Here is a 21,463-nt window from a genome sequence, read left to right as displayed (position 1 = left end):
ATGGTGTGGGCCGGGTCAGCCGGACCCGGCCCGGACTCCCGGGCGCGCCGGGTCGTGCTGCGGGGTGACCTGGGCGAGGAGGGCCAGGGTGGTCCGCGCGGGCGAGTCGGCCTCGGTGGTGGCGACCACGATGCTCTGCCCCTGATCCGGGTCCTGGCCTGGGCTCAGGGTCTGCTGGGTGACGGTCAGCGGGCCGACCAGCGGGTGCCGCATCTCGTAGGTCGCGACGGCGCAGGCCGTGACGCGGTGGTCGGCCCACATCGAGGCGAAGTCGGAGCTCTTCGCACTCAGTTCGCCCACCAGCGCATGGAGCGCGGTGTCGTCCGGGTGCCGGCCCGCCACCAGGCGCAGATTCCCCACCACGGCCCTGGCCTTCGCCGGCCAGTCGGCGTACAGGTCACGGGTGTGCGCATCGAGGAACACCAGCCGGGCCATGTTGGGCCGATCCGCCGACCGGTCCGGGGTGCCCGGGTCCAGGTGTCCGGCGAACAGCGCATGGCCCAGCCGGTTCCATGCCAGGACGTCACTGCGGCGGCCGGTCACGATCGCCGGGACGTGGACCAGTGCCTCCAGCAGCTGGCCGGTCGCCTCCGTCACCCGCTCCGGGGCGGGCCGCCGGCCTCGTACCGAGCCCGTGGCCGAGGATCGGGCCAGGTTCTGCAGGTGCAGGCGCTCGGCTTCCTCCAGCCGCAGGGCCCGTGCGATCGCGTCCAGCACCTGCGGTGAGGCGTTCAGGGACTGCCCCTGTTCCAGCCGGGTGTAGTAGGACACGCTGACACCCGCCAGCGACGCCAGCTCCTCGCGTCGAAGACCCTGCACCCGGCGCCGCTCGCCGTAGTCGGGTATCCCGAGATCCTCCGGCTGCAGCTGGGATCGCCGCGTCTGCAGGAACTCCCCGAGCCGCACTTTTGCTTTCATGGATCCGAGTATGGGCGGGGCCCGACCGCACAGCCTGACCCTGGCGTGGATAGGCAACAGCGGGTCCTGGACACATCGGATTTCGCCTTCACCCGGCACGGCTGGGTCGATGCCGCGCCGCCCGGGTCTACGACCTGGTCAGTGACGTGTCCGCCATCGGGCGCTGGAGCCCCAACGCGAGTGCGTCGGGCCGCAGGTCGGGGCCTGGGCTCCCCCACGACCACGATCCGGGCCAGATGCGGGCCAGTACCGAGCCATCGAAGGTAGATTGCTTCATTTTGCCTGCTCAGGACGGGTGTGGCGCGCGTACCACCAGCAGACGAAGAACGTTTTGGTGAGCTACTCCCCGAAAAAGCTCGGGTTCTTCTAGGTTCACGAGAAACAGCGTCTGAACTGGGCCTTTGTCCTCAGGCGCCGTCGGCTCGACCTGCTGGACGCGGACAGAGGTTCTTGCTGTTCCTCCCGATTCCGCCCGCCCGTCTTCCGCTCCAGACCGGCTGCTCCGGACCAGCCACGGACCAAACCGAGCTCACCACGCGGGTGGGCGCCCTGACTGGCGAGGTCCTGCTCTTCCATGGCCTCCTCGATGAGACGGTCGGCCTGCTATCCCGGAGTGGCCGTACCCGTTGCGGTCCGGGCCGCGAGTCGAGCCCTCCAGTAGGCGGCGGCGTCGTGTCCTTCCTGCATCGCAGTGAACTCTCCGGTCCTCCGGGCCAGCGCGGCGGTCGGCGCCTCGCCCTCGATGTAGGACTCCAGAGCGATGTTGAGCGCGCCACCGCTGAGGAACTCGGCGTACTCGCGCACGGACCCGACGATCGTGAAGCCAGCGGGATTACCGTGCACCAGAGCGTTGCGGACGCGGCTCCGCCGCCCCTCCAAGACGGCGCCTTGAGCGGCGTACCGCTCGACCAGGGTCCGGTATCCGGCGTGATCGCTCACGCTGGAGAACATCCGGCCGATCCATGCGCGCTCGTGCTCGATGCGGCAGAGCGAGAGCAGATCGGCGGAGCGGTCGGCGACGAACAGGATCCATGGGCGCGACGGATCGCTCGCGAACCACTCCCGGGTCAGCTCGTTGGCCAGACCACTGCGGTTTCCTCCGCCGAGCAGGCACATGCCGACCGCTCGTCGAACATCTGCGAGCCACCGCGCATGTGGCCAGCGCTCGCCGAGCAGACCGAACACCTCGCCCGGTGCGAGTGCCGCGTACGCCGCGACGTGTTGCACCACGCGGTCCGTGAGCGGGATGACGCTGCGGATGTCCGCTTCGGAAGGCTTGCGCATCGCCATGTCACGGCTGAACGGATGGTCGGCGGTGGTCTGCACTTCGATCGCGGCGGCGAGGAACCGCGGCAGGTCTTCGCGGGCGAGCGCCGAAGCGATGCGCGGACCGTGCTCTTCGATCGCCTTCGCGGTGATGCCTGCACCGTAGTGGTCATCGGGCAAACCCGTCTCGCGTCTGGGGAGCACGAAGCTCTGCGAGCCTGGGCGACCGGAGCACAAGAGCCCGTGTTGGACGAGGTACGGGCGGATCCCGCCAGCGTTGTGGATGGCGACGTCGATGATCGTCTCGACGGTGCGGACGGCGCGGTCCACCGCATCGGCTGCCGTGGTGGTGCCGAGGTCGACGCGGACCAGGAAGTCCACGTCGGATTCTTCGTCGACCAGCTCCGCGACTTTGAAGAGGTCACCGTGGCGGACGAATTCCCAGAGCTCCGCCTTGTGCTCGAAGTCCTGCCTACCTGGCCGGGCGTTGGGCACTGCCCAGTGGGCGTCCAGGAAGGACACCCGTCCGGCCGAGAGGTGCAGGAAGGTCCGGCCCTGATACCCGAGCCACACTACGACCGGCTCGGCCACGGCCCGAGTGCCGACGTACGTCCGGGCGCTCGCGATGCGCTCCTCCAGCGGTACGGCCCTCTCACCGATGTGAGGGCTGTCAGGTTCCCGGCCGAACGCCATCACGGAGACAAGCCCCCGGAAGATCCCCTTCGCATCGAGGCCACGCCTGCGCAACTGGTCAAAGAGCAGGTCGGCGATCGGGCGGTACTCCCGGCCCGCCAAAGCGCGGTCCCGCGCCGTGGCCACCAGGTCGTCCCAGCTGGCGCGGGCTCCTTCGTCGGTTTCGAGCGCGGCGAGCAGATTCTCCCCAGCCGTTGCGACATCGGTCCAGACCGCATCGGTGCGGCTTCCCGGCGGCTGCTTCAGGACCGTTCCGGGACTGTTGACGAGCCGCGCGAAGGCGGCTTGGAAGTCGGCGAGCGATGTGGCGATGTGGGCCCGGAGCCCGGGACCGAGTGCCCGTGCGGACTCCTCCAGATCGCTGCGCAACGATGCGCGGTTGGCCGAGTTCTTCCAGGCGTCGACGCCGCTGGCGAGCTCCAGCCATTCCAAGACCTCGTCCACAATCACAGTCAGGGGCAGAACGCTGCTTCCGCCGTGGCGCCGGTCGAGGGACGAGACGAGGGACTTCAACCAGCCCGGCGTGTCCGCGGGCCAATGATCGCTGACGTTGTAGTCGATCATCATGTCGCGGCCACCCCGCCTGCCGTCCTCGCGGCGTGCCGAGAGGCCTATCCCATCACTTCATCCTCAGAATACAGGGCAGTTGGCCCCATCTTTCTGGCACCAGCAGCACGGTATGACGTGTGCTGGCCAAGCCCTCAACATCGTTTCCGGGACTGCGACCGTGGCTCGGCGGCAGCTTACGGTGAATCTGGGTTCCGATGAATGGTCGTCGGGCATCTCTCGCACGATGAAACTCCTGATCAAACGACAAGGCGGATTGCTGTTCGTCATCACGTCGGGCCTGGCGCCATTGAGCCGAGCGAAGCCGTTCTGAACATGGCGCTGTCGGCTCCGGACGCTGTCGCCCGGTGGATTCCGGTACCTACGGATGAACGCAGGTGGACATCACCAGGGAGGAGCCGGCCGTAGCTCCGCGCGGGCGCTTTCCCGTCGAAGGGAGAGGCGGGGGAAGGCCCGACCACCTTGACTCTGGTACTCCATGCCCCGCCATGACGCGAAGTGGCATGGCGCGTCAAATGGCCCCTCCAGTGAATGGATTCCTATGGGACCACGGGTGGAGTCGTCCCGGTCGTCGGCGTGCTGGAGCAGACACGGCGAGGGCCGGCCCGCATCAGCCGTCCCTGACAACAACTGGCGAAGCGCTTGTCTGGAACCGCCTCGATGCCGGACACGGCTCTGCGATGATCGCAGCGATCCGAAGAGGTCGAGCGGGGGGAATCAATGACTGATCACACAGTAGGCAGCAGTGCGGACGAGCCTCTGGGGCGAGCCTCCTACCTGATCGAAGGACGGCGGGTACTGCTTTCCGACCTCATCCACGCCGGCCTGCTGAGCACAGGGCAGCGCCTCACTTTCCGACAGCGGCGGTCCGGGCAGAAGCACCTTGCCCAGGTGACCGCGGATGGCAGGATCGAGCTGGGTGACGGTCAGCGGTTCAAGTCTCCTTCGGCAGCCGCTGCCGCGGCTACAGGGCGCGGCCCCTACGACGGGTGGACGTCCTGGGCACTGGACGACGGCACCTTGCTGGACGCTCTGAGACAGAGGCTCCTGGATACGGTGGCCGAGCTGCCGCCTTCCGGCGACGTCGCAGCTGACGGTTCCGTTGCCAGGCACACGCGGTTGAAGGACGCTCGGAGGCAGGCGGACGCCGAGACACCGGTCACCGTCACCGTCCGGGATCTGCTCGGGTGGTGGGGGGCAGCCCGGCGCGGCTATCTGGTCACCGAGCACATAGCCGCCGAACTGGCCAACCACGGCCTGTCCACTGTGCCGGACTTCGCAGCTGTGGGGATCGATGACCGGGTCACCTTGACCGGACCTTCCGAGGACACTGACGGCGAAGGAGAGGCTGCCGAGCAGGAGCCTGTAACAGGGCAGGGGGAGCCGGGGGAAACCAGTGCACCGGGATCCGCCACCACCTCCGGCAACGAGGAGGACAAGGGGGAGCCGATCCAGGGCCAGACGGTCGGCAACCTGCCCTCAGCGCTCAAGGGAGTGGTGTCGGTTCCCTCCTCGGCGAGCTTCGAGGAGGTGTTCACCAAAATGCGGCTCAACGGGTACTCGCAACTGCCGGTGCTGAGCGGACCTCGGAATCTGCGAGGTGCCGTCACCTGGGAATCCATCGCACGAGCCCGCTACGCGGACTTCGAGGCCCCTTTCTCCGATGCCATCGTCGCCGCGCACGCGGTGAGCTATGCCGACCACCTGATCGACGTCCTGCCCGATCTGGAGCGGTTCGGCTTCCTCCTGGTCAAAGACCAGACGAATCAGATCGCCGGAATCATCACCGTCGCCGACGTGGCCGCCGAATATGGCGCCACGGCGCGGCCGTTCCTACTCATCGGCGATCTCGACCGGCAACTGCGCCGAGTCATCTCGGAGGGCCTGGACCTCGCGGAGGTGATTGCGCTCTGCGATCCCGACGGACGCCGGAAGCTCGTTGCCTTCGATCAGCTGTCCTATGGGGATTACCAGCAGGTCCTGGGCAACGAGGAGCAGTGGGACAAGCTGGGCTGGCCATTGGACCGCAAGTCCTTCATCGCCCGCCTCGACGAACTGCGGGAGATCCGCAACGAGCTGATGCATTTCAACGACAAGGACAAAGCCGGCGACTCGGCGATTCCGATGCTCCGCAACATGATCGAGCTTCTGCGCGAACACGGCGGCTGAGGTGAGACGGTTGGCCGCCCTTGTCGGGTGATCACCCGACAAGGGCGGCCGCCTCTCTGCAATGACGCCTCTCCGGTAGCGGCACGATGGGCGCGTGCCTGCGACGCCCTGGAGTGGGTTATCAAACGCGACCTACAGGATGAGCCGTGGGTGGCCAGGCTGACCGATCAACTGCACCACACGGGGCGCGGGCTGTTGACCGGCATCGCATCGCTGCTCCCATGGCCGAGCCGGTGGTCGTGGCCTACGACGGACGCGAGGAGATCGATCTGCCGTGGCCGGCACACTACCTCCTCTGGGCCCAGTATCCAGGCGTTTGCACGGGCTCGCGCCGCTCCCTGCGAGTGATCGGTGACGCCGAATGGTACGACTCGCCCGCCGTGTACCAAGGCCGCGTTCTCGCCCGACTCCCACTGCTGGTGGAACACCCAAGCAGCCGGGCGCTCCCCCACTCCCATCTCACGCCAGCTTCTCCGCCAGGGACCAGGCAGGACCAAGATCCGGACCAATTCCGGACCAGCCCCAGCCGAGGCGCCGCACCAACTTCCGTTTCCCCTGGTCAGCGTGGCTGTGGCTGCTGTACCACCAGGAGACGAAGAATCTGCTGAGCCGTACGGCGCGGCTCTCTGGTGTCGGCGGCTGTCACGGCGACTGCGCAGACTTCCGAACCCGGTCGGCAAGTTGCTGCCAACGCCGACGCACAGAGGAACCGCCCTCCGCGTCGACCGAGCCCAGACCACCGGCGGCTTGCTGGAGCGGTGGAGGCTCGCGCGCGCGGTGTGGCCGAAGACCTCGAGGAAGACGCAAGACGTCGATCCGTTCCACTATCAATCCCGGGGTGCTGGTTCTATGTTCGTCGTCTCGATGCTGAGGGGGGAGTGCATGGACCCTGACGACGTGATGATCGATGCCCTGGCCGACAAGATCCTCGGGGGCAAGGTCGGAGGCGCTCTCCACCTTCCGTTCCGGTGGAAACAGAAGAATGCTCCGTGTCGCGCGTACTCCCCGATCCACGTCGAGGCAAACACTCCTGTCCGCACCGATCTCTCCTGCCGCCTCGACCTCCGCTTCCGAATAGGCCTCGACAAGCCGTGGGAGTACAGCCTGATACTCCTCCACTCCGGAAGCCGCACGGTCCTCCGCCGCCTCGATGTTCGGGGGACACACCTCGACCGTGAAACTGGCGAGCACTTCATCAATCGCACGCACAAACACAGGTGGAGCGAACACCGAGGCAACCGGGACGTCTACGCCCCGGACGACATCCGTCACGCGCCGGACCCGATCGCCAATGCGACGCTCACCTCTATGGACGAAGAGTACGACCGCGTCGTCAGGGACTTCGTCCTGGAATGCAAAATGGACATCTCCGCAGGCTACGTTTGGATTCCGCCCACGCCGCCGATACCGGCCCCGATGCTAGAGGGATTCGAGGAATACCCATGAGCGCCTCCCCCCTCGACCCTCGCCTCACCGAGGACTTGCGCTGCTGGCACATCGCACCGGCAGGCCGCCCGGGAACCGTCGCACTCACAGGACGCTCGTACTTCGCTGACGGAGACGGCCTGACCGTCCTTCTCCGAGTGTCCGGAGACGACGCCTTGGCCAGCGACGGCGGCACCATGGTTTCTCGCTTGGCCGATGCTGGAGTCGACGTCTGGGGCCCAACCCGAGCAGCGACCGCCTGGACCGAGACACTCAGCGCATTCCGCCTCAGCGAAGTGGACGGACGAATCGTTGGCCGCCGACCCCTGCAACAGGCGGCGACGCTCGTATCGGACATCAGTAGTGCGATGCTGACCACCGACGGGCTGCGATGGCTCGCAGCCCCTGACCGGGACAGCAAGCTCGTGCGTCAGTTCTACGCGTACCTCGACGATGCCCGCATCGCCTACGACCGGCGCCCCACCGTGGAGCTCCCCCGCGGCGCCAAGGTACGCCCCACCGCGCGCATCAACCTGCCCAAGCGAACAGTCCTGGTGCAGGCCGTCGGCGGCTCTGAGCAGGGCCTGGAGCATGCTCTGTCGCTCGTGCAGCGCATCGAGCGCGCGGACTACGCCTTCGACCAGCGCCTCGTGCTGCTGAAGGGCAACCCCCAAGTCTGGCCCGCCGATCACCTCGACCTCTTGGCGGACTACACACCAGTCGGGTTCTCCGACCGCATGGACGCGGTCACCCGATTCCTCAAAGAGGGCACTCCACTGGAGCGCCCCGTCACATCGGAGCCGTAGGCTTCCCGCTCTCACACGACGTTTCCAGCTCCGCCCGGCGAAGAGGACCGGCCGAGCAATGTCTTGTCACTTGTGCACAACACCCGCCGCGCACTAACCCGCCCCCCTCATCCATGGATCGCAGACCCCGGCCGGGTTCGCCGCCAGGGTGGTGGGAGGCGACGGCCCGGCGGCGACCACCATCGCCCTTGACTACCAAGAGGCGGCGACGTAACCGGCAACCAGATCTAACTACTCGTCAGTAAAGTCAGCAAAGGTCAGCATTCGTCCGACCAAACCTGGTTACAGCCTGCGACACATGAGACTCGACCGTCGGCGCCGAAGGCTCTCGCCCCGCATTCGACAGCCTCCCCTGCGAAACCAAAACCGGAGGGCCGGGCGCGATTACCACACCCAGCCCTCGCGCGCACAAACCAGCAGGTCAACGCACCCTTCCTCGCGCCTTCAGGTGGGTTGGGGGAAGCTCTGGGGCCGGAATCGGAGGGCCGTCGTAGCCCTTCACCTCACCGAATCGCGACCCGTTCATCCAGTCTTCTCGAGCCTGCGCGATATCATCGTGTGACCGTCCGATCCAGTTCCAGAACATCACGATCTCCTCCTCGAACGGCTCGCCGCCCAGGAGCATCAGGCCCGCGTCCGACGAGGCGCGCAGGGGGAGTTCCGTGCGGCCGCAGCCCAGGTAGAGCATCGAGCCCGGGAGGACCGGGACGCCGTCGACGTGGGCTTCGCCCGACATCGACAGGACCGCGTACTCGAAGTCCGGGTCGAGCGGGAGGCGGGTCTCGGTGCCGGCCGTGAGGGTCAGGTCCGCGCCCACGATCGGGGTGTACGCCGTGCCGGGCGAGGTCGCCGTGTCCAGGGTGCCCAGGATGACCGTCGCCGTCAGGCCCGGGGCCGTGACCTGCGGGAGTTCCGCGTGGTGCTGGAAGTGCGGCTCGACGTTCCGGTGGGCGTCCGGCAGGGCCACCCACAGCTGGGCGCCGTGGAGGAAGCGGGCGTGCGGGCGCGGGCTCTCCTCGGAGTGGCTGATGCCGCGGCCGGAGGTCATCAGACCCAGCTCGCGCGGGCGGATCGTCTCGAGGCTGCCCTCGCTGTCGCGGTGGAGCACCTCGCCCGCATGGAGCCAGCTCACGGTCTGCAGGCCGGAGTGGGGATGGGGTGCGACCTGCATGCCGGGCTCGTCGGCGATGTCGTCCGGGCCGTAGTGGTCCACGAAGCACCAGGCACCCACCATGCGGCGGCCCAGGTTCGGCAGGAGTCGGCGGACCTCGGTGGACTCTCCGAGCTTGACCGTGCGCGGGCTGAGGAGCTCGCGCACCGGCTCGGCCACGACGAAGCCGCGGCCGCCGCAGGCGGAGAGAGCGGGCTGGCGATCGAGATTGCTCATGCGGACAACCTAGCCCCGCGGCGGCGGCTCCGGCGGGTGGAATGTTCCACCGCCCAGGCGTGTTGGAGGCACCGAACGGACCACCTGAACGGCGGAAGGGACGCGATGAACGCGCCGGCGACGTACTTCGAGCACGGAACGGCAGCGGAGCGCTGGGCGCGCGCCGGGCTCTTCTTCGACGCGAAGGAGTACGCCACGGCCGCCCGCATCCTGGAGGGACTGGCGGGCGAGGTGCCCGAGCAGCTGGCGCCCCGGCTGCTGCTGGCCCGCGCCTACTACCACTCCGCCCAGCTCTCCCGCGCCGAGCACGAGCTCCGCGCCATCCTGGAGCGCTGGCCGGTGGAGGACTACGCGCAGCTGATGCTCGGGCGCACGCTGGAGCGCCTGGGGCGGGCCGCCGAGGCCCGCCCGTACCTGCGGGTGGCCGCCGCGATGGCGGGCGACTTCCCGGAGTAGCTGCCAGCCCCCGGCCCCCCGGGCCACACCTGCCCGTACATCCGGACGCCAGGCCCCGGCATGCGGACGTCCGGCTTCCTACTTCGGCCGCCCGGCCCCGTGCGTGCGGGGTCCGGCGGTCGGCTCGGATAGCCTGGGTGCCATATGAACCGCCTGACCACACCCTTCGGCTCCTACGAGCTCACCCGCTTCCCCGAGGACCCGCGCGACCGGCTCCGTGCCTGGGACGCCGCCGACGAGTACCTACTGCGCCACCTCGACTCCGGTACCGGGGAGCGCGGGCCGGTGGACCTGGCCTCCGCCGGCCAGATCACGGTGCTCGGGGACCGCTGGGGGACGCTGACGACGGCGCTCGCCGCCTACCGCCCGACGCAGATCACCGACTCCGCCCTCACCCGCTCCGCCACCGCGGCCAACCTGGACCGCAACGGGATCGGGACGGCCAAGGCGACGGTGACCCTGCTGACCACGCAGGACCCGCCGCCCGGGAAGATCGACGTCCTGCTGGTGCGCGTGCCCAAGAGCCTGGCGCTGCTGGAGGACCAGCTGTACCGGCTGGCCCCGCACGTGCACGCGGGCACCGTCGTGGTCGGCGCCGGCATGGTCAAGGAGATCCACACCTCCACGCTGCGCCTCTTCGAGAAGATCCTCGGCCCCACGAAGACCTCGCTCGCCGAGAAGAAGGCGCGGCTGATCTTCTGCACGCCGGGCACCCCCGGGGCGACCCGCCCCACGACCCCCGGGCCGTGGCCGCTGACGTACACCGTGGACGAGGACGCGGGGTCGGGCTCCGGGCTGACCGTCGTCAACCACGCCGGGATCTTCTGCGCCGACCGGCTCGACGTCGGCACCCGCTTCTTCCTGCAGAACCTGCCGACCAACACCGACGGGGCCCGGGTCGTGGACCTCGGCTGCGGCAACGGCGTCGTCGGCACGGCGGTCCAGGTCCACGACCCGGACGCCGAGGTCGTCTTCACCGACGAGTCGTACCAGGCGGTCGCCTCGGCGCAGGCCACGTACCGGGCGAACGTCCGCGAGGGCCGGCGGACCGCGGAGTTCCTCGTCGGCGACGGGGTGGCCATGCTGGCGCCCGCGTCCGTGGACCTGGTGCTGAGCAATCCGCCCTTCCACTCCCACCAGGCCACCACGGACGCCACGGCGCTGCGCATGTTCGCGCAGTCGCGCAAGGTGCTGCGGCCCGGCGGCGAGCTGTGGATCGTCGCGAACCGGCACATGGGCTACCACACCCATCTGCGCCGGCTCTTCGGCAACAGCGAAGTCGTCGCGAGCGAGCCGAAGTTCGTGGTCCTGCGGGCGGTCAAGCAGGATCGTCCGCGGACCGTGTGACCTGCCCGTGTGAGCTGCCGATGTGACCTGTCGGTAGCTCCTACACTCTGGCCCGTGAGCAGCCAGGTGGAGGACGGGAGCGGTGGCGGGCGCTACCGCCGGGAGGACGCGGCCCGGGCGGCCGGCGTCAAGGTGCGCAACCTGCGCTACTACCAGGAGCGCGGGCTGCTGCCGCCGCCGCGCCGGGAGGGCCGGATCGCCTGGTACTCCGACGACCACCTGACCCGGCTGCGCCTGATCAGCGACCTGCTGGGGCGCGGCTACACGGTCAACGGCATCGCGGAGCTGCTGCAGGCGTGGGAAGAGGGCGGCGGCCTGTCCCAACTGCTGGGCCTGGAGCGGGAGATGACCCGCGACTGGGTGCAGGAGGAGCCGGTGACGATGACCCGGGCCGAGCTGCGCGAGCTGTTCGGCCCGACGGCCACCGCCGAGGACACCCGGCGGGCCGCGGAACTCGGCTATGTCACGGTCGACGGGGACCTGGTCACCTACCCGAGCCGGCAGCTGCTGGAGGCGACGCTGGCGCTGGTGCGGCAGGGGGTGCCGCTGGTGGAGATCCTGGACGCCGGGGAGTTCGTACAGGCGCAGGCGGCGACGGTCGCGGACCGGTTCGTCGGGCTGTTCCGGCGGCATGTGATCGGTGCGGAGGGGGCGGAGGGGCTGGAGCGGCTTTCGGCCACCCGGCTCCAGCACATCACCGCGGCGGTGGCGGCGCTGCGGCCGGTGGCCGGGGAGGTCGTGGCCACGGAGTTCGCCCGGGCGATGGCACGGAGGGTGGACGCGGAGGTCGCCGAACTGCTGCGTACGGAGCAGTAGGAGTCGGCTCAAAGGGTGCGCTCGCACAACCTTGCCAACCTCCATTGGCACTCTTACATTCAACTCGTCGGTAACAACGGTGCACAGCCGAAATAAGGGACGATCTCATGACCGGTTCCCCCCATTTATCCGACCCTTCATCCGACGAGCGCGGTGACTCCGGCCGCGTGCGCTGGCGTCGGTTCGCCGCTTTGACCGTCCCCGCCGTCGCCGTGACCGCCGGCCTCGGCATCGCCCTCGCGCAGGGCGTGCTGGCCGCCTCCTTCGCCGTGTCGGGCCAGCAGTTCAAGGTCTCGGCGAGCAGCCTGGAGGGCGAGGGCTTCGCCCAGTACGGCAGCGTCGACGTCAACGCCCGCGAGGAACTGATCCCGGTGGCCGTCACCGCCATCCGGGAGGCCAAGCTCCACAACCTGTGCCAGTCCGTGGTCACCACGCTCCCGGTGGTCGGCGACATCTCGCTCAACCTCACCGCCGGCCGCAAGGCCCCGGTGGAGGCGAGCAACCTGTTCGTCGACGCGACCCAGCTCGCCGGCGACGCCGTCTTCAGCAACATCGAGATCGGGCGGGACGCCTCGACCCTCGACAAGGGGCCGGCCGAAGCGCAGGGCATGCAGGACCTCTTCGCCCAGCAGGCCGACACGGTCCGCATCACCGGTCTGCAGCAGACGGCGTGGGCGACCAACGCCGGCACCTTCAAGCTCTCCGGGCTCAGCATGAACGTCAGCAAGGGCAAGAAGGAATGCTTCTGAGCCGTCGGCGGCGGTGGCAACGGTGGCGGCGCAGCAGGCCCTTCTGGGGCGGGCTGCTCGCGATCCTCGCCGGGGCGTGGATCTGCGTCCTGCCGCTGGCGCCGCTGAAGATCATGCTCCAGCAGGGGGTGGCGGGAATCCCGTCCGTCCTGATGGGCATCGTGATGATCGTGCTCGGCCTCACCACCTGGTTCTCCCCCGCTCAGCGCACGCTCGCGGGCGTCCTCACCACCCTGATCGCCACGGCCGCGCTGGTCCTGTCGAACCTGGGCGGTTTCCTGATCGGCACCCTGCTCGGCATTCTCGGCGGCGGCCTCATGTTCGCGTGGCAGCCGTACGCCGCCCCGCGCGCGGCCCCGCGCGCCGGGGAACCGGAGTCCGCGGAGAAGGCCGTGCCGGGCCCCGGGAACGCGGAGTCCGCCGTGGGCGCCGCGGCGGCCGCCGCGCCCCCTCCCCCCACCTCGCACCACGATCCCCAAGGAGCACAGCCATGAGCCGTTCGCGCACCGCGCTCGCCCTCGGGGCGACCGCCGCCGGAGCCCTCGCGCTCGGCGCGGTCACCGCCCCGGTCACCGCCGCGCCCTTACCCGCGGCCGGGTCGACCACCGTCACCCCGGCCGGGCACGCCTTCCAGGCCACCCTCACCGGCAAGGCCACCCTCAAAGCCGGTTCCGTGACGGTGACCTGCACGGTCTCCGTCGCCACCGGCACGGTGCCGGCCGCTCCCGGCAACAGCAACCCGGCCGGGCCGGTGTCCTCGCCGATCTCCGCGCCGACGTACAGCTCCTGCACCTCCAGCATCCCGGGGGTGACCCCCACGGTCACGACCTCCGGTGCCTGGACCGTGTCGATGCAGGACGGCTCCCCGATCACCGCCACGATGGGTCTGCCGGTCGGCGGGCTGGTGGTCAAGACGACCGGGCTCGCCTCCTGTACGGTCACCGCCGCCCCCACGGCCCCGGCGAGCGTCGGCGGCACCTGGGCCAACGGCGCCCCGTCCAGCCTGACCTTCACCAACGCGTCCGTACCGGTCAAGGTCACCGGCGGGTTCGGCTGCCCCACCAGCGCGACCTCGTCCACCTTCAACGCGGTCTACCGGGTCGCCGACACCACCGATCCCGCGCAGCAGATCTTCGTCGGCCCCTGACCCCGTCCCGCCCTCCGCTCACGCCCGAGCCCGTCCGGTCCGGTGAACTCCGGTGCCGGACGGGCCTGTTGACCGGCCGATTGCCCGGCCGGCTGACGGGCCGGCTGACGGGCCGGTTGACGGGCCGGTTGACGGGCCGGTTGCGTTCAGACTGCCGAGCAGCGAGAGCGCGTGGGCGCTGGGGCTCCCCGGTTCCGCGTGGTAGATCACCACCTGCTGGCCGGGGGCTCCCCGTACGTCGAAGGACTGGTAGGTGAGGGACAGGGCGCCCACCTCCGGGTGCACGAGTGCCTTGGCGTCGAGGGTCTTTCCGTAGACGGTGTGCGCCGCCCAGAGCGCGGCGAACTCCTCGCTGGCCCCGGTGAGATGGCCCACCAGTTCGCGCAGGCGCGGGTAGTGCGGTGCGAGGCCGGTGGACTGGCGCAGGGCGGCGACGACCGCCTCGGCCGCCCGCTGCCACTGAGCGTAGAAGGACCGGCCCGCGGGGTCGAGGAAGGTCATGCGGGCGAGGTTGTCCGCCTCCTCGAACGGCGAGAAGAGCGCGTCGGCCAGGCTGTTGGCCGCCAGGAGGTCCAGCGCCGGGTTGAGGACGAAGGCCGGGGTGTGCGCGTACCCGTCCAGCAATTGGCGCAGCGCCGGGCTGACGGTCTCGCTCGGCCGGGTCCGCTGCCCGTCCGGCAGGGTGCCCGCCAGCCGGAACAGATGGTCGCGCGCGTCGTGGTCCATGCGCAGGGCGGAGCCGATCGCGTCGAGGATCTGCGGCGAGGGGCTCCGCTCGCGGCCCTGTTCCAGACGGGCGTAGTAGTCGGAGTTCATGCCGGCGAGGACGGCGACCTCCTCCCGCCGCAGCCCGGCCACCCGGCGCGGGCCGTAGGAGGCCAGTCCGACGTCGTCGGGCCGCAGCCGTGCACGGTGCGCGCGAAGGAAGTCCCCGAGGGCGTTGCCTGTCATCACGCCAGGCTAGACCGCTCCTTCGGCGCCTGCCTGGGTGCGTCGTACCCCGGCACGGCCTGTCCTGGTCCCTCCTTCCTCAGCCGCCCAGACTCCGGAGGGCGAGCCGGCCGCAAGCCGGCCACAAGGAGGAACAGACATGAAGCAGACCGCCATGACCGTGGCCGTCACCGGCGCGAGCAGCGGCATCGGGGAGGCCACGGCACGCCGGCTGGCCGCGGACGGACACCGGGTCCTGCTCGGTGCGCGCCGCACCGGCCGGCTGGAACGGCTGGTCGAGGAGATCACCGCGGAGGGCGGCACCGCCGCCTTCCGGACGCTGGACGTCACCGACGCGGCGGACGTGCGCGCGTTCGTCGACGCGGCGTGCCACGAGTACGGCCGGATCGACGCCCTCGTGAACAACGCGGGGGTGATGCCCCTCTCCCCGCTGGCAGCGCTCAGGACCGACGAGTGGGACCGGATGATCGACGTGAACGTGCGGGGCGTCCTGCACGGGATCGCCGCCGCGCTGCCGGTGATGCGTGCACAGGGCGGCGGGCACATCGTGAACATCGCCTCCGTCGGCGCCTACGAGGTCTCCCCCACGGCCGCCGTCTACTGCGCCACCAAGTTCGCCGTCCGTGCGATCTCCGAAGGCCTGCGGCAGGAGTCCGGCGGCGAGGTCCGGGTCACCCTGGTCTCCCCCGGCGTGACCGAGTCCGAACTCGCGGACGGCATCTCCGATCCGGAGGCCAGGGAGGCGATGAAGGCCTACCGCGCCGTGGCACTGCCGGCCTCGGCCGTCGCGGAGGCGATCGCCTACGCCGTTTCCCAGCCTCCGGAGGTCGACGTGAACGAGATCGTCGTCCGCCCGGCCGCGAGCGCCCGGTGACTCCCGCCGGGAGGCAGGGCGCCGAGGCGGTGCCCACGGCGGCCGAGTACGACATCCTGGTCCGGAGGCTGCAGGTCCTGGAGGACAAGGAGGCTCTGGGTAGCCTGCTGGTCCGCGGCTGGCGGGCACTGGACCGCAAGGACTGGCAGACCTGGATCGACTGCTGGGCCGACGACGCGGTGCTGGAGTTCGGGCCGTGGGGCGAGACCCGCGGGAAGGAGGCGATCCGCGCGACCGTGGAAGAGGCCGAATCACCCTATCCGGGCATGCAGCACCACCTCCTCAACATGCACTTCGAGGTGGAGGGTGACCGCGCGAGCGGCATCGGCTACATGTGGTTCGTCGCGGTCACCGCGTCCGGGACGACCTCCGCCACCTACTCGATGGGCGGCCCGTACGCATGGGAGTTCCGCCGGGGGCCGGACGGCTGGCTCCTGGTCCGCCAGCGGCTCGGTGTCCTGTGGACCGGCGGGGAGGACGCGCTCGGGGCCTTCGCGCCGGAGATTCCGTTGCCCGCCGGGGAGTAGGACGCGGCTACCGGCGGTCCACGACCACCCGGTAGTGGGTCGTCAGCCGCCCGTCGTCGCCCAGCAAGTGGAAGGCGACGGCGGGCGGTTCGTCGAGGTGGACGTGCTCGGAGCCGGCCGAGGGGTGCTCCCACGGGAGCCGCAGGGTGGAGACCACGCCCGGCGCCACCAGCACGGGCCGCCCCGCGAAGGTGGTGGCGGCCGCGGTGTGGGCGTGCCCGCACAGGAAGGCGGTGAGGTGCGGGTGCCGTCCGGCCAGGGCCGCGAGCCGCTCCTCGCCGAACTGGCGGATCTCGTCGACGTACGGGGTGTGCAGCGGCACGGGCGGGTGGTGGAAGGCGACCAGGACCGGGGTCTCCTGCGGAGTGTCGGTCAGTACGCCGTCCAGCCAGGCCAGCGTGGACTCCTCCAGCAGGCCGTGGTCCGCGCCGGGTACGGAGGAGTCGCACACCGCGAGCACGAAGCCGGCGCCGCGCAGCACCTGGTCGACCGGCGCCGCGGACGGGGCATCCTCCCCCAGCAGGCCCTGCCGGAAGGCGGTCCGGTCGTCGTGGTTGCCCGGGCAGATCACCAGCGGGTGCCGCGAGCGCAGCAGTTTGGCGGCCTCCTCGTACTCGGCGGCGGCGGCGTGGTCGGCTATGTCCCCGCTCACCAGCACGGCGTCCAGGTCGTACGGCAGACCGTCGAGGTACTCCATGACGGCGCGGGTGCGGTCGGCTGCGCGCGGGCCCCCGTCGAGATGGACGTCGCTGAGGTGGGCGATCACGATCACGAGCGGTGTCTCCTTCGTCTCTGGTCAAGAGATGCGTTCGACACCCATTCAACAGGGCGGCCCGCGCCGGGACTCAGGCTCGGGTGGTCTTCCGCGGGCGCGTGCGGCGTACCAGCACCCAGCCACCCGCCGTGAGGACGGCCGCGCCCGCGGCGAGGGAGGCGACGGTGGCTCCGGTGGATGCGAGCGCACCGCCGGTGGGGGTGGCGCCCGTACCGCCGACCGTACCGCCCACGGAACCTCCGGCCGAGCCGTCCACCGACCCTACGCCGGCACTCGTGTCCGAACCACCGCCCGAACCACCGCCCGTGCCTCCGGTCGTGCTTCCCGACGTACCCCCGGACGTGCTCCCGGACGTGCCGGATCCGCCGTCCGTCCCTCCGGTGGAGGCGCCGCCGCCGGTCGTGGCGTCCGCGGCGGTGACGGTGAGCGTGGCGGCTTCGGTGCGGGCGGTCCCGGCGTCGTTGGTGAACTCCGCCCGGTACCGGCTGCCGTGGTCGGCGGCCGCCGCCGTGAAGGTGTGGGTCGGCGAGGTGGCGCCCGGCACGGCCCGCCAGGTCCGGCCCGCGTCCGTGCTGACCTGCCAGGCGACGGTGAGCCGCGGGGTCCCCTCGGCCGACGCGGTCAGCGCGACCTCGGATCCGGCCGTGACCGACCGGTCCGCCGGGCTCCGGGTGACCTTCGGGGGTGTGGACCGCTCCAGCCGGGTGATCCTCGCCCCCGCCGGGTCCGCGACGAAGACGACCGCGCCGCCGGGCTCGACGGCCACGGCCGCGCTGCCCAACTGCGCGTGGTTGCCCGGGAGTACGACGGGCTTCGCCGCCTCCTGGAGGTCGCCGGTGCGGTGGACGGTGAGCGTTCCGTTGTTGTCGCTGCCCGGCTGCGAGGTGTCCCCCGCGTCCTGCCACACCACGAACGCCTCGTGCGTGGCGGTGTCGAACCTCGCCGCGCGGGGCATGTCGACACCCTCGATGGTGCGCAGCCGCTTGCCGGTCGCGTCGTGGACGACGACGGAGGTGTCCAGTCCGACCCACACCGCGCCGGTCTCCGGATCCACCTCCGTGAACCCTCCGAAGCCCTCTCCCGCCGGGAGTTCCACGGTCTTGGTGACCTGGAAGGCGGCGGTGTCGACCCGGTACATCCGGCGGTTGCCCACGTCGGTGAACCAGACCGCGCCGCGCGCCGCGTCGACCGCGAACTCCTCGCCGCCCGCCAGGGTCACGGACCGCTTGACGGTCGCGGTCGCGATGTCGACCTCCGACAGGACGGAGCCCTGCGCGACCAGCACCGTCGACGGGGTGAGCCCGGGGGCGGCGTCGGTGACGGCCGCACCCGGCACCCACGCGCCCGCCGCCGCGGCGTCGCCGTCCTTGGCGGTGCCGATGCCGCGCAGCGGATAGACGAAGACCGCGCCGTCGCCGCGCAGCGGGGCGACGAGCTGCCGTACGGCCCGCCGGCCGAGCGTGCCGGTGGGGCCCGGGGCCTGCCCGACACTGCTGCGCAGCTTGCCGTCGGCGGGGTCCAGGACGTGCAGCCCGCCCTCGTTGGCCTCGGCGGTCTCGGGCAGGTCGTCCGAACCGACGTACAGCTTCTTCGAGTCGGGGTGAAGCAGCAGGTCGCGCGGTTTCCCGGCGGTGGTGAACTGCGCCACCGGCCGGTACACGACGGCACCCTGCGGTACGTCGGCCCCCTCGCCCCCGGCGGCCGAGGCGGGGCCGGCGCCGGTGGCGGCCGAGGCGAGCACGAGCGCGAGCACGGCGGAGGCGGTGCCCGTGCGGCGGCCGGGGGTGAGGGGGTGTCGGGGTGTCATGACTTCCTCGTCGACGGGTCGGACGGATGCCGGAGCGATACCGGAGCCCGGGCCCCGATCGGGCCGGGCCGGACGGCCTAGTTGAAGGTCACCGGGACGTGGACGTCGTACTTGCGGTTGGACGAGTTGAAGTGGTCGGCGCGCGTGACGACGGCGCACTGGACGGTCTCGCCGCAGATCTGGCCGCCGCCCAGGTCGGCCTTGACGTGGATGGTGACGCTGAAGGTGCCGCCCGGACCGTACTTGGACGTGTTGGCCAGGGTCCCGCCGAAGATGTTGTTGATCCAGTGCGAGGCGCCGGTGGTGCCGGACTGGTCGGAGCCGCCCAGACAGGGGGTGGGCTTGTTCGCGCCCTGGGCGCCGTTGACCGCACAGAGGCCGACGTATATGCCCTTGCCGGTGTTGAAGCCGCTGCCGGTGACCGTGACGTTCTGACCGGACGCGGCGGCGGAGGAGGGCGCCGTGACGCTGAGGTTGAAGGTGGCCGCGCCGTCGGTGACCGTACGCGTCGAGGTGGCGGCCGAGGCGGAGCCGGCCGCGCCGACGGCGAGCGCGACGGCGGCGGAGGCGGCGACGGCCGCGCGGGCGGCGGTACGGGGCAGGGAGGCAGCACGCATCACTGGAACACCTTTCAGGTGCGGGAGTGGTTTCCGGTACGGAAGCGCCAGAACTGAGGTAAGGCTAACCTAATTTCGATCAAGCTTGAACCCCCTCGTGCCCGCACCACCGCCGCCATGAGGGTCCGTCAACTTCCGTTTGTGCGACCGCCGAACCGTGCCGCGGCCCCGATGGCGAGGCCTCCGTCGGGTCGGCGCGCCGGCCGCCGCCCGCTCCGGTTCCGGGCGCGGTCGGTCCGGCCGGCCCGACCGCCCTCGTGATGCGCGCGACCCCGTGCGTGGCAACACTGGGGCCATGACGAACAAGGCAGCCTTGGAGGGCGGCCCGGACGATCTCCCGGACCGGATCGTCCCGATCGCCTCGCCCGGAGAGGACCTCAAGGTCCCGCACCGCGGCGGATACGAGCACTTCAAGCCCACCGCGCGGCAGCAGGACGGCCCACAAGGGCGACTGCAGGTCTACGAGTGGTGGGAACGCACCGAGATCGCCGAATGACGGGCGGGGGGTGGGGGGGGGGGGGGGCCCCCCCCCCCCCCCCCCCCCCCCCCCCCCCCCCCCCCCCCCCCGGGCCCCCCCCCCCCCCCCCGGCCGCTCCCCCGGACGGCCCCCTAGGGCGACGCCCGGTACCGTTGTGGTGGCCCGCCACCCACACCGCCCATTGCCGGGGGGGGGGGGGGCCGGGGGCCCCCCCCCCCCCCACCCCCCGCGTCGCCCCGGCCTCACCCCCGGTAGGTCTCCAGCAGCCGGAGCCAGATCTCGCTGATGGTCGGGAAGGACGGCACCGCGTGCCACAGCCGCTCGACCGGAACCTCCCCGGCGACCGCGATGGTGGCCGCGTGGATCAGCTCGGCGGCGCCCGGGCCGACGAAGGTGACCCCGAGGAGGACCTCCCGGTCGAGGTCGACGACCATCCGGGCCCGGCCGCGGTAGCCGTCGGCGTACAGCCCGGCGCCGGAGACCTTGGACAGGTCGTAGTCGACGGCGCGCACCCGGTGGCCGGCCCGTTCGGCCTCGGCCAGGGTCAGGCCCACCGCGGCGGCCTCCGGGTCGGTGAAGACCGCCTGCGGGAGGGCGCGGGTGTCCGCGGTCGGCGTGTGCGCGCCCCAGGGAGCGGTGTCCAGCGGGTCGCCCGCCGCGCGTGCGGCGATCGCGGCGCCCACGATCCGGGCCTGGTACTTGCCCTGGTGGGTGAGGAGCGCCCGGTGATTGACGTCCCCGACGGCGTACAGCCAGTCGTGGCCGGGCACCCGGCAGGTGTCGTCGACGTCGATCCACGTCCCGGCGGGCAGACCCACGGTCTCCAGCCCGATGTCGTCGGTCCGCGGCGCCCGGCCGGTCGCCATCAGCAGTTCGTCGCCCTCCAGGGTCTCGCCGCCCTCCAGCACCACCCGGACGGGACCGGTCGAGCCGTCCCGCACGACCGCCTCGACAGCCACGTCCGTACGGACCACCGCCCCGGCCTCGCGCAGCGCGTCGGCCACCAATTCTCCCGCGAAGGGCTCCATCCGCGGCAACAGCCCGGAGCCGCGCACCAGCACCGTGACCTGCGATCCGAGGCCCTGCCAGGCCGTGGCCATCTCGGCGGCCACCACGGAGCCGCCCACGATCAGCAGCCGGCCGGGGACCCCCTGGGCGGAGGTCGCCTCACGGCTGGTCCACGGGCGGGCTCCCGTGATGCCGGGCAGGTCCGGGATCAGGGCCCTGGTGCCGGTGGCGACGACCACCGCGTGCCGGGCCGCCAGTACGTGGTGCTCGCCCTCCGGGCTGGTGACGGCGACCTTGCGGTTCCCGTAGAGCCGGCCGTGGCCGCGGTAGACGTGGACCCCGATGGAATCGAGCCAGTCGATCTGGCCCTGGTCCTTCCAGTCACCGGTCCAGTAGTCGCGGTGCGCCAGCACCGCCGCCGTGTCCAGGGGCCCCTCGACGGCCCCCGCCAGTCCCGGCACCCGGCGGGCGTCGGCCCGGGCCAGCACCGGGCGCAGCAGCGCCTTGCTCGGCACACAGGCCCAGTACGAGCACTCGCCGCCCACCAGTTCGCTCTCCACGAGCGCCGTGCTCAGCCCGGCGGCGCGGGTCCGGTCGACGATGTTCTCGCCGGCCGGGCCCCCGCCGAGCACCACGACGTCGTACTCCACGGCTTCAGTCATACGGGCCAGTGTCACGCC

At 71.0% G+C, this 21,463-nt stretch carries 20 protein-coding genes; 12 read left to right on the top strand and 8 right to left on the bottom strand.

Translation table 11 applies throughout. The annotated features are described in order from the left end of the window. Positions 1–15 precede the first annotated feature (15 nt). A complete protein-coding gene (locus ACIPYQ_RS24500; protein WP_401254843.1) occupies positions 16–918 on the bottom strand; it encodes a helix-turn-helix domain-containing protein in 903 nt (300 codons plus the stop codon). A gap of 603 nt (positions 919–1,521) precedes the next feature. After that, positions 1,522–3,444 (bottom strand): hypothetical protein, encoded by a 1,923-nt coding sequence (locus tag ACIPYQ_RS24495; RefSeq protein ID WP_401254840.1) that lies wholly within the window; start codon positions 3,442–3,444, stop codon positions 1,522–1,524. Between the two features lie 720 nt (positions 3,445–4,164). Between ACIPYQ_RS24495 and ACIPYQ_RS24490 the strand changes: the two genes are divergently transcribed. The 3 genes from ACIPYQ_RS24490 to ACIPYQ_RS24480 all read left to right on the top strand — a co-directional run bounded on the left by ACIPYQ_RS24490 (position 4,165) and on the right by ACIPYQ_RS24480 (position 7,844). Next, positions 4,165–5,613, top strand: a complete 1,449-nt coding sequence (locus ACIPYQ_RS24490; protein WP_401254838.1) for a CBS domain-containing protein — start codon at positions 4,165–4,167, stop codon at positions 5,611–5,613. 564 nt (positions 5,614–6,177) lie between these two features. Further along, a complete protein-coding gene (locus tag ACIPYQ_RS24485; protein ID WP_401254835.1) occupies positions 6,178–7,059 on the top strand; it encodes a hypothetical protein in 882 nt (293 codons plus the stop codon). Continuing rightward, complete coding sequence (locus tag ACIPYQ_RS24480; protein ID WP_398457422.1) at positions 7,056–7,844, top strand: hypothetical protein; 789 nt, start codon at positions 7,056–7,058, stop codon at positions 7,842–7,844. Before ACIPYQ_RS24485 ends, ACIPYQ_RS24480 begins: the two co-directional genes overlap by 4 nt. A 421-nt stretch (positions 7,845–8,265) precedes the next feature. Here the strand turns inward: ACIPYQ_RS24480 and ACIPYQ_RS24475 are convergent, their stop codons facing one another. Further along, the gene (locus tag ACIPYQ_RS24475; protein ID WP_401254832.1) at positions 8,266–9,231 is read right to left on the bottom strand and encodes a pirin family protein; all 966 of its coding nucleotides are present in this window, start codon (positions 9,229–9,231) and stop codon (positions 8,266–8,268) included. Between the two features lie 105 nt (positions 9,232–9,336). Here ACIPYQ_RS24475 and ACIPYQ_RS24470 point away from each other — a divergent pair, with 105 nt between their 5' ends. The 6 genes from ACIPYQ_RS24470 to ACIPYQ_RS24445 all read left to right on the top strand — a co-directional run bounded on the left by ACIPYQ_RS24470 (position 9,337) and on the right by ACIPYQ_RS24445 (position 13,746). Continuing rightward, on the top strand, positions 9,337–9,687 hold the full coding sequence (locus tag ACIPYQ_RS24470) for a tetratricopeptide repeat protein (protein ID WP_361764525.1): 351 nt from the start codon (positions 9,337–9,339) through the stop codon (positions 9,685–9,687). Between the two features lie 153 nt (positions 9,688–9,840). Then, the gene (locus ACIPYQ_RS24465; RefSeq protein WP_361764649.1) at positions 9,841–11,034 is read left to right on the top strand and encodes a methyltransferase; all 1,194 of its coding nucleotides are present in this window, start codon (positions 9,841–9,843) and stop codon (positions 11,032–11,034) included. 54 nt (positions 11,035–11,088) lie between these two features. Continuing rightward, positions 11,089–11,850 (top strand): MerR family transcriptional regulator, encoded by a 762-nt coding sequence (locus ACIPYQ_RS24460; RefSeq protein WP_401254830.1) that lies wholly within the window; start codon positions 11,089–11,091, stop codon positions 11,848–11,850. Positions 11,851–11,957: 107 nt separating this feature from the next. Beyond that, complete coding sequence (locus tag ACIPYQ_RS24455; RefSeq protein WP_401254827.1) at positions 11,958–12,599, top strand: DUF6230 family protein; 642 nt, start codon at positions 11,958–11,960, stop codon at positions 12,597–12,599. Then, complete coding sequence (locus ACIPYQ_RS24450; protein WP_401254825.1) at positions 12,590–13,093, top strand: DUF6114 domain-containing protein; 504 nt, start codon at positions 12,590–12,592, stop codon at positions 13,091–13,093. The genes ACIPYQ_RS24455 and ACIPYQ_RS24450 overlap by 10 nt, the downstream gene beginning before the upstream one ends. Then, positions 13,090–13,746 (top strand): hypothetical protein, encoded by a 657-nt coding sequence (locus ACIPYQ_RS24445; protein ID WP_361764537.1) that lies wholly within the window; start codon positions 13,090–13,092, stop codon positions 13,744–13,746. The genes ACIPYQ_RS24450 and ACIPYQ_RS24445 overlap by 4 nt, the downstream gene beginning before the upstream one ends. A gap of 18 nt (positions 13,747–13,764) precedes the next feature. Here ACIPYQ_RS24445 and ACIPYQ_RS24440 read toward each other — a convergent pair whose 3' ends face one another. Further along, the gene (locus ACIPYQ_RS24440) at positions 13,765–14,697 is read right to left on the bottom strand and encodes a helix-turn-helix transcriptional regulator (protein WP_401254822.1); all 933 of its coding nucleotides are present in this window, start codon (positions 14,695–14,697) and stop codon (positions 13,765–13,767) included. Positions 14,698–14,836: 139 nt separating this feature from the next. On the opposite strand from ACIPYQ_RS24440, the gene ACIPYQ_RS24435 reads away from it, so the two are divergent. Both ACIPYQ_RS24435 and ACIPYQ_RS24430 read left to right on the top strand, forming a co-directional pair. Then, positions 14,837–15,571: an SDR family oxidoreductase gene (locus ACIPYQ_RS24435; protein WP_361764543.1), complete on the top strand. Its 735-nt coding sequence runs from the start codon at positions 14,837–14,839 to the stop codon at positions 15,569–15,571. After that, positions 15,568–16,098 carry a nuclear transport factor 2 family protein gene (locus ACIPYQ_RS24430; RefSeq protein ID WP_401254817.1) on the top strand — a complete coding sequence of 177 codons (531 nt, stop codon included), beginning with the start codon at positions 15,568–15,570 and terminating at the stop codon, positions 16,096–16,098. Before ACIPYQ_RS24435 ends, ACIPYQ_RS24430 begins: the two co-directional genes overlap by 4 nt. 7 nt (positions 16,099–16,105) lie before the next feature. On the opposite strand, the gene ACIPYQ_RS24425 is transcribed toward ACIPYQ_RS24430, so the two are convergent. The 3 genes from ACIPYQ_RS24425 to ACIPYQ_RS24415 all read right to left on the bottom strand — a co-directional run bounded on the left by ACIPYQ_RS24425 (position 16,106) and on the right by ACIPYQ_RS24415 (position 19,297). Next, the gene (locus tag ACIPYQ_RS24425; protein ID WP_401254815.1) at positions 16,106–16,870 is read right to left on the bottom strand and encodes a metallophosphoesterase; all 765 of its coding nucleotides are present in this window, start codon (positions 16,868–16,870) and stop codon (positions 16,106–16,108) included. 73 nt (positions 16,871–16,943) lie between these two features. Then, positions 16,944–18,680 carry a hypothetical protein gene (locus ACIPYQ_RS24420; protein ID WP_401254813.1) on the bottom strand — a complete coding sequence of 579 codons (1,737 nt, stop codon included), beginning with the start codon at positions 18,678–18,680 and terminating at the stop codon, positions 16,944–16,946. 77 nt (positions 18,681–18,757) lie between these two features. After that, a complete protein-coding gene (locus ACIPYQ_RS24415; RefSeq protein ID WP_401254810.1) occupies positions 18,758–19,297 on the bottom strand; it encodes a hypothetical protein in 540 nt (179 codons plus the stop codon). Between the two features lie 295 nt (positions 19,298–19,592). On the opposite strand from ACIPYQ_RS24415, the gene ACIPYQ_RS24410 reads away from it, so the two are divergent. Continuing rightward, positions 19,593–19,793 carry a DUF5988 family protein gene (locus ACIPYQ_RS24410; protein WP_401254807.1) on the top strand — a complete coding sequence of 67 codons (201 nt, stop codon included), beginning with the start codon at positions 19,593–19,595 and terminating at the stop codon, positions 19,791–19,793. A 224-nt stretch (positions 19,794–20,017) separates the two neighbouring features. Here ACIPYQ_RS24410 and ACIPYQ_RS24405 read toward each other — a convergent pair whose 3' ends face one another. Then, positions 20,018–21,445 carry an NAD(P)/FAD-dependent oxidoreductase gene (locus ACIPYQ_RS24405; protein WP_361759226.1) on the bottom strand — a complete coding sequence of 476 codons (1,428 nt, stop codon included), beginning with the start codon at positions 21,443–21,445 and terminating at the stop codon, positions 20,018–20,020. Between the last annotated feature and the right edge of the window lie 18 nt (positions 21,446–21,463).

The sequence above is a fragment of the Streptomyces sp. NPDC090045 genome (assembly GCF_044747975.1).
GTDB lineage: Bacteria > Actinomycetota > Actinomycetes > Streptomycetales > Streptomycetaceae > Streptomyces.
This window is presented reverse-complemented; position numbering and strand designations above follow the sequence as displayed.